The sequence below is a fragment of the Bradyrhizobium sp. genome, assembly GCF_049581145.1.
Classification (GTDB): Bacteria; Pseudomonadota; Alphaproteobacteria; order Rhizobiales; family Xanthobacteraceae; genus Bradyrhizobium.
This window is the reverse complement of sequence record NZ_JBAURI010001239.1, coordinates 1-6,286: the sequence shown is the minus strand read 5'-3', so window position 1 is coordinate 6,286 and position 6,286 is coordinate 1. Positions and strand designations below refer to the sequence as shown.

7 protein-coding genes are annotated in these 6,286 nt (G+C 65.5%); all 7 read right to left on the bottom strand.

Annotated features, from left to right (window positions below; translation table 11 throughout):
- The coding region (locus WCB02_RS39390; protein WP_423967780.1) for a hypothetical protein at nucleotides 1-1,131 on the bottom strand (1,131 nt) is incomplete at its 3' end.
- A 47-nt stretch (nucleotides 1,132-1,178) separates the two neighbouring features.
- Entirely contained in the window at nucleotides 1,179-2,096 is a 918-nt protein-coding gene (locus WCB02_RS39385) for a tail fiber domain-containing protein (protein WP_423967777.1), read from the bottom strand.
- Nucleotides 2,096-2,509: a hypothetical protein gene (locus WCB02_RS39380; protein WP_423967775.1), complete on the bottom strand. Its 414-nt coding sequence runs from the start codon at nucleotides 2,507-2,509 to the stop codon at nucleotides 2,096-2,098. Before WCB02_RS39380 ends, WCB02_RS39385 begins: the two co-directional genes overlap by 1 nt.
- Complete coding sequence (locus WCB02_RS39375) at nucleotides 2,493-2,807, bottom strand: hypothetical protein (protein ID WP_423967773.1); 315 nt, start codon at nucleotides 2,805-2,807, stop codon at nucleotides 2,493-2,495. Before WCB02_RS39375 ends, WCB02_RS39380 begins: the two co-directional genes overlap by 17 nt.
- Entirely contained in the window at nucleotides 2,804-4,519 is a 1,716-nt protein-coding gene (locus WCB02_RS39370; RefSeq protein ID WP_423967770.1) for a hypothetical protein, read from the bottom strand. Before WCB02_RS39370 ends, WCB02_RS39375 begins: the two co-directional genes overlap by 4 nt.
- Entirely contained in the window at nucleotides 4,519-5,178 is a 660-nt protein-coding gene (locus WCB02_RS39365) for a hypothetical protein (protein WP_423967768.1), read from the bottom strand. The genes WCB02_RS39370 and WCB02_RS39365 overlap by 1 nt, the downstream gene beginning before the upstream one ends.
- A gap of 15 nt (nucleotides 5,179-5,193) precedes the next feature.
- A complete protein-coding gene (locus WCB02_RS39360) occupies nucleotides 5,194-6,201 on the bottom strand; it encodes a hypothetical protein (protein WP_423967765.1) in 1,008 nt (335 codons plus the stop codon).
- Nucleotides 6,202-6,286 lie beyond the last annotated feature (85 nt).

Here is a 6,286-nt window from a genome sequence, read left to right as displayed (position 1 = left end):
GCTTATGCCTTGGCTCATGGCGTTTACACCCTGCGCCACCCACGGAATGCCAAGCCCATTCGAGTTGTCGAGCTTTTCCAGGGTGCTCGCCAAGCTATCGAGGTGCGAAGTACCTTGGATGAACGCCTTGCTTTGGCCACCGGCAGTGCTGGCGCCGTTCGAGCCCAGCTCCAGCCGATATTTTTGCCGCTCCCCGATCGAGGTTTCGTCGAAGCTCGGGTCAATGGCGTGAGCCAGCATCACCGCGTTGTTGCGCGCGTCTCCGCGGTTGCTGAGGTTGCGGGGAATGGCGCGGCCCTCGATCATCGCTTGAGCGATAGGGAGCAATGGGTTGCCTGCTGCCGCCTTATATAGATCGTCGCGCGATGCGCCGGCGTCGCGCATTTGGTCGAGAGCATCCATAAGGCCTGACGTCCCATGCGCGTTCGCCGGGAGCGCGCCATTGTCATCAGTTCCGCCGGCGCTGGGATCGACGAACGGCGTAGTCTCGCCGGTCGCCTTGTTCATCTTCTGGAAAACCTTTTTCCCCAGCTCGTTTTCGCCGGTCTGCACCGGCACATAGTTGTCGTTTTGTTCCGGCGTATAGGCGCGCGTCACCTGTCCGGTTTGCGGATCGCGGATCCAGCCTTGACCGAGAATCTGGGCCTGATGCGGCCCGAAGCTCTGGGCGATCAGCGTCTTGAGCAGATCGGTGTTGCCCGGCTGCACGGCAGCGACAGCAATTTTCGGATCGACGCCCTTTGAAATTAGTGCACGCGCAGTGACATTTTGCGCGGCAGCGCCTTGGCTGGTCGGATCATCATATTGACCGCGCACCGCGCCCAAAAGCGAGCCGCGGCGCGAGATGCTTCCCAAGGCGTCGGCGCCGCGATTGAAGACATTGGCGAGCGGCTGCAGCGGGTCGGCGGCGGGCGCCGGCGCGGGTTGCGCCGGGATCACGGCCGGTGGCTGTTGTGGAATCGGCGCGGGCGCTGTGGCCGGCGGCATCGGTTGCGCGGGCGCGGCGGACATTCCGATCGGCGCTTGAGCCATTGCGCTGTTGACTGGCGTCGCGCCGTATTGTGCCTGGTCGGACGGCAGTCCGGACGGCATCGGCTGCAAGGCCGCGTTGCGCTTCAGGAAATCCAGCAATCCGCCGCCATCCGACGACGGCACAAGCATGTCCAAGAGACCAGCCATCAGATCATCCCCAACAATCCAAGAAGGCCGCTACCGGCCCCTGCGGCGGCTTGTCCCATGCCGGCGGCGGCCGACGTTCCGCCGGCGCCGGATGAAAACAATCCGCCCAGGCCGGTGAGGTCCGAAATCAGCGACGGATTGTTTTGGGTGTTGCTCGTGCCGCTGGAGTTGGTCCCGAGCTGCGCCAGGGGAATGCCGATCTGCGCGAGCAGGCCGAGATTTTGCGCCGGGATGCTCTGCCCCAGCTCCTGCGCGGCGATCGTGGTTTGCGGTCCCCAGGTCGAGTTGGTCAGCGCCGTGCCGACATTGTTGATGCCGGCGTTCTGGTTGGTGACGCCCTGCTGGTTCATGCCGGCGACCGTGTTCGCCGTGGTGTTGCCGGCGCCGTAGAGCGCGTTATCGGCGGCGAGCTGGGTTTGCGTATCGGTGTTGGCCTGGTTGAGGATGATCGGCGCGTCGGCGGCCTCCTCGCCCTGCGCCAGGGTTTGCGTGTTGTAGCCGGAGCCGGAGCGGCCGGCCGCGGCGAATTCGCCGTTCACCTGGTTGGTGATGCCGGTGTTCGCGGCCTGCAGCGCGGCCTGAACCTGTGGCGAATTGACCGTCGAATAGCTCGACGACGTGTAGGGCGCCAGCTCGGATTGCAGGGTCTGATAGCCCTGTTGCACGGCCGGGACCTGGCTGGTCGCGCCGCCGCCGCTGAGCAGGTTGTTGACCGCGCTCGTGGTCCCCGTGGCGTAAGGATTGCCAGCCTGGCCCGCGGCCGTGAGCTGGTTGATAGCGCCGGTCTGCGCCGACGTCGTGCCGCTGTTCGGAATGAGGTTGCCGAGCTGGCCCAAGAGGCCGCTGACCTCCGGGCCTGCCGCCGCCCAGGGCTGTGTGCTGCTCTGTTGCGACGTGGTAGACGACGATTGCCCCATCAGCTCAATTCCTTTGTCAAGACGACGTGTCGCGCGCGGTAACCGTTCAGCGCGCGTTCCCAGCCCTTGCGGCCATAGATGCGCATTCCCGAACAGCCCTCCTTCCTCGCGTAGTCCTCGATCCCGTCGAGCAGCGGCAGCCATCGCGCGCGGTTGTTGCCGCCGCAGGCGACGATGACGCATATTTTACGCATCGATATCCTGATTAACTGTGTCGTCACCGCCGCTTCGATCGCCTCGCCATTCCAGGCGAGCCAAAGCAGTTGCAGGCCGGACAGCACCTCCTTTTCCGTGTCCGCAAAATCGCTCAGGCCGGTGCGGTCGAACGCGCTCTTGATCAGATCGCGCGCCAGCGGCCAGAGCGCATTGACGACAGCCGGATCGATGCAGAGCAGCCTAGCCGTGGATGGCATAGGTGAATTGCCTGTCGGTCTGGGCATTGCTGGCATGATTGATGACGAAGCTGCCGTTGGATGCGGTAACGAAGATCCCCGGTAGCGAGGCCTGCGCGGCGGCGGCATCGGCCGTCATCGCCGTCAGTGTGATCGCCGATCCCGCCGCGCAATTCTGGTCGTTGACGAGCGTGCTGGTCGCGTTGGCCGCGAGCGTCACGGTCCCGGTGGCGTTCGATCGGCCGGAGGCGAGCTGCATCAGCGAGCGGATGATGGCCTTGAGATCGGTGGTGCCGAGCGGCGGAATGTAGACGGTCATATCGATGCCCCCTCGCCGGTGTCGGGCACGATGCCGGCGGCAAAGCTCCAGGCCGTGCCGGCGGGAATCCTGATCTGGAAGCGCACATAGCGGGCGTCGCGCATCATGTCGCAGCGGCCGGTGCGCATGCTCAGGCTGACCTCGACGCTCTGGACCGGAGCGACCTGTTGCGTGTCGCGATAGAACAGCGAGCCGAACACGGCCGGCGCATCCGTGATCGGCTTGAACCCCCGGATATCGAGCCGCGCCGGATCGGCGCTCTGCTCGGCGCTCTGGATGATCGCCTGCAGCGGCGCCCCGGAGAAGAATCCGAGCGTTGCCGTGTTGTCGAACTGCCCGAGCTGCGGCTGCACCGCGGTCGCGTAGTCGTCGAGCGACAACGCCATCGCCTGCAGCGCGCCGCCGATCTGGCCGCCGCTCGCATAGGCGTTGGCAAAGCTCGAGCCGAGCAGATCGATATGCGTTGCGTCGATCACGGCAAACGGCCAGGTGCCGTTGGCTTCGGTCGTGCCCTGGACGCCATAGACCTCGACGAAGTTCTGCCCCGCCACCGCGAAGTTGGCGTTGGCTTCGGATGCCAGCGTCAGGCGAATCGCGCCCGAGCCGTTGTTGGCCGCGCCGGTGATCGCAAGCGGCGTCGGCGCGATCGGATCGAGCGCCGCCAGCGTGATGCCGGATTGCGAGACGCCGAGCAGGAACTGGCCCGGCGTCTGCACCGGAAAGAAACGGTCGAGCAGCGGATCGTAGCCCAAGAGCTTGTCATAGGCGCCGGCCGTGCCCGCGTTCGACTTGTAAGCCCAGTAGATCCGCGAGGAGCGCGGATCGGCCGCCCCCATGAAGAATTGCAGGTTGCCCTTGTCGAGATCAGCGATGAAGCTGCGATCGACTTTTTCCAGGCCGATCGGCACCGGCGCGGCGCCGGGATCGATTCTCTGAAACCCCTGCCCCGCATAGAAGAAGATGCTGCCGCCGGCGGAAATGATCGAATAGGGCGCGAACAGCCCCATGCCCTGGGTGATCTTGTCGATCTGAAACACGATCGGCGAACCCGGCACATAGGCCAGCGATCGGATCACCTGGTCCTGGAACACGACGCCGGATTGCGTGCCGCCGGCGATGCCGCGCGTGATGCCACCGTCCGGGAAATCCTGGAAATCGGAGAAGCTCAAGCCCACCGTCCAGGCCGTCGCCGAGTTGAAATTGTTCAGCCCGCTCCATTGAATGCGATACGGCAGCGCCAGCAGCCCGGAGAGCACCAGGAAGGGCCCGATCACGCTGATATAGGCGGCCTGCGGCGGCGAGCCGAGCGCTGCCGAGAAAGCCGTGGATTGCGTCAGGTCGAACACCTGCAGCGGCGCATTGGCTTGGGTGGCAAACACGAAATTGCCGGTCTGCGCGAACTGCCATTGCGCGTTGACGCTGACGGCTGAATAACTGGCGCCGCCCGCGCTCACATCGGTCCATCGATAGGTGGTGTTGTCGAGCTGGTAGAGCTTGGTCGCGCTGCCGGCGAAGGTGACCACCGAGCCGTCATTCTTCAGCGCATAGAAGGCGCCGCAGCACGGCGCCGGCAGCGCCTGGGTATAGGGCGAGAAGCCCGGATGCGGCCCATAGCCATCGCCCTGCGGGATCGCGTTGAGCACGATCCGGCTCGAGGTGCCCTCATAGTCGCTGATATCAGGCCTGTAGGCGTCGTAGCGCAAGAGCGGCATTATTGCGAAACCGGCGGTGGGATCGCCTGGGCGGGGTCAACCGTCCAAACGTTTGAAGGTGGCGTGTTTGAGGGTGGCGCGACCTCTGTCCAGTTCGGCTGCGCCGCGCTCTGATCATGCCACGAAGACGGTTGCGAATTGGCTGCGGACCAGGCCGGCGCAGGCGCGCCCTCGCCGCTCCAGCTCGCGCCGGCAAAATCCTGTTGCGCCCAGTTGACGTAATCGCGGGCGAAGCCAGCGGCGAAACCGGACAGCGTGTAAGAGCCGGGATGGGGCGCGATCGTGACGACAAACCCGGCGGGTACCGCCGTCGCTGCGAAGCCGCCCGGCGGCGGCGATGGATGCCCGATCAAATCGACCGTGGCGATGCCGAGCACGACGACGACACCGCCGGCGGCTTCCGCCTCGGACACATGGAATGCCGCGGCGACACCGGCCAATGCGAGCGCGCCCGCGGATGCCACCGCGCTGACACTGAAGGCCGCGGCAATGCCACCCAGCGCAAAGGCGCCGACGCTCGCGGCTTCGCCCACGCTGAATTTGTCGGCCAGCCCCGTGAGCGCGAACGCGCCGCCGTTCGCGATCAGCACGAAGTTGCCGCTGTTCGGGGTCTGTCCTAACGCCCATCGTCCAAGCGCATCAAAGCCGAGCAGCGACATTGATCCTCTTCGCCCCTATCGCGTCCAGATGATGACTTCGCCGGCGGCGCCTGCTCCCGAACCACCACCGGCGTGGTTTTCGCCGGCGCCCCCTCCACCGGGGACTGCGCCTGGTTGTCCAACGTTCGCCTTGCCGCCTTGGCCGCCGCGAGGAGCGTCTCCGCCAAGGCCATAAGCGCCTGCACCGGGAGATGATGTTGGTCCCGACGTCGTACCTTGGCCGCCAGCGATGGAGAATGTCCATGGACCGGAAGCGGCTCCTCCGGGACCTCCGTTGGCACCAAATCCTGTAGCTCCGGGAGCGCTCCCGCCTGAGAGGCCCAAGTTTCCGAGATTTGCCCCCGCAATGCTGGTGCCGGCGCCGTTATTGCCGCCGCTGCCTGAGACTGAAGAACCTCCGGCGCCAACAGTGATGTTGAGGGTGCTGTCCATCGTGCCGGTGTAATACTTGTAGCCATAGGCGCCGCTGCCGCCGCCCGCACCCCGCTGCGTGCCGCCCGACTGACCGGCGCCCGAGCCGCCGCCGGACCACGCTTCGATGATCATCTCCACCGTATTGGCGGGGACGGGCCAGGCGGCATTGCTCGCGGTGATGACGGCGATCGTCCATGTCGCGGCTGCGGCGGCGATGTTCTTCCGGGCCTGCAGCTGTTGAGCAGCCGTGAAGCTGTTGGCCACTTCGACCGAGATCAGGTCTTCGGCGAGCGCGATCACCGAGACCTGCGGCACCGTCGCAAAATTGATCTTGGTTCCGGCCCCGCTCTGCCCCGCCGCCGTGCCGGTGGCAGCCGAATTGTAGAGCACCGTGCTGCGCGGAAACGTCCCGGTCGACGAGTTGTAGACGCCGGTGGAAATTTCCCACTGCGTCAGGTCGGCTGAGACCGCATAGACCTTATAGGACACCCCGTTCTGCACATTCGCGGCGCTCGGTGCCTGGCAGCCGCCGACCGCGGACGAATAGACCCAATCGGTGGTGCCGCCTGCCGTCGGGATGAAGCGAACGAGATCGGCGAACGCGGACATGAAGCGCTCCTATTGCAGCGTCAGCACGCCGTTGGTCTGATCGAGCGCGACGGTGAAGGTGTTGCCGTTGGTCAGCGTGATCGCC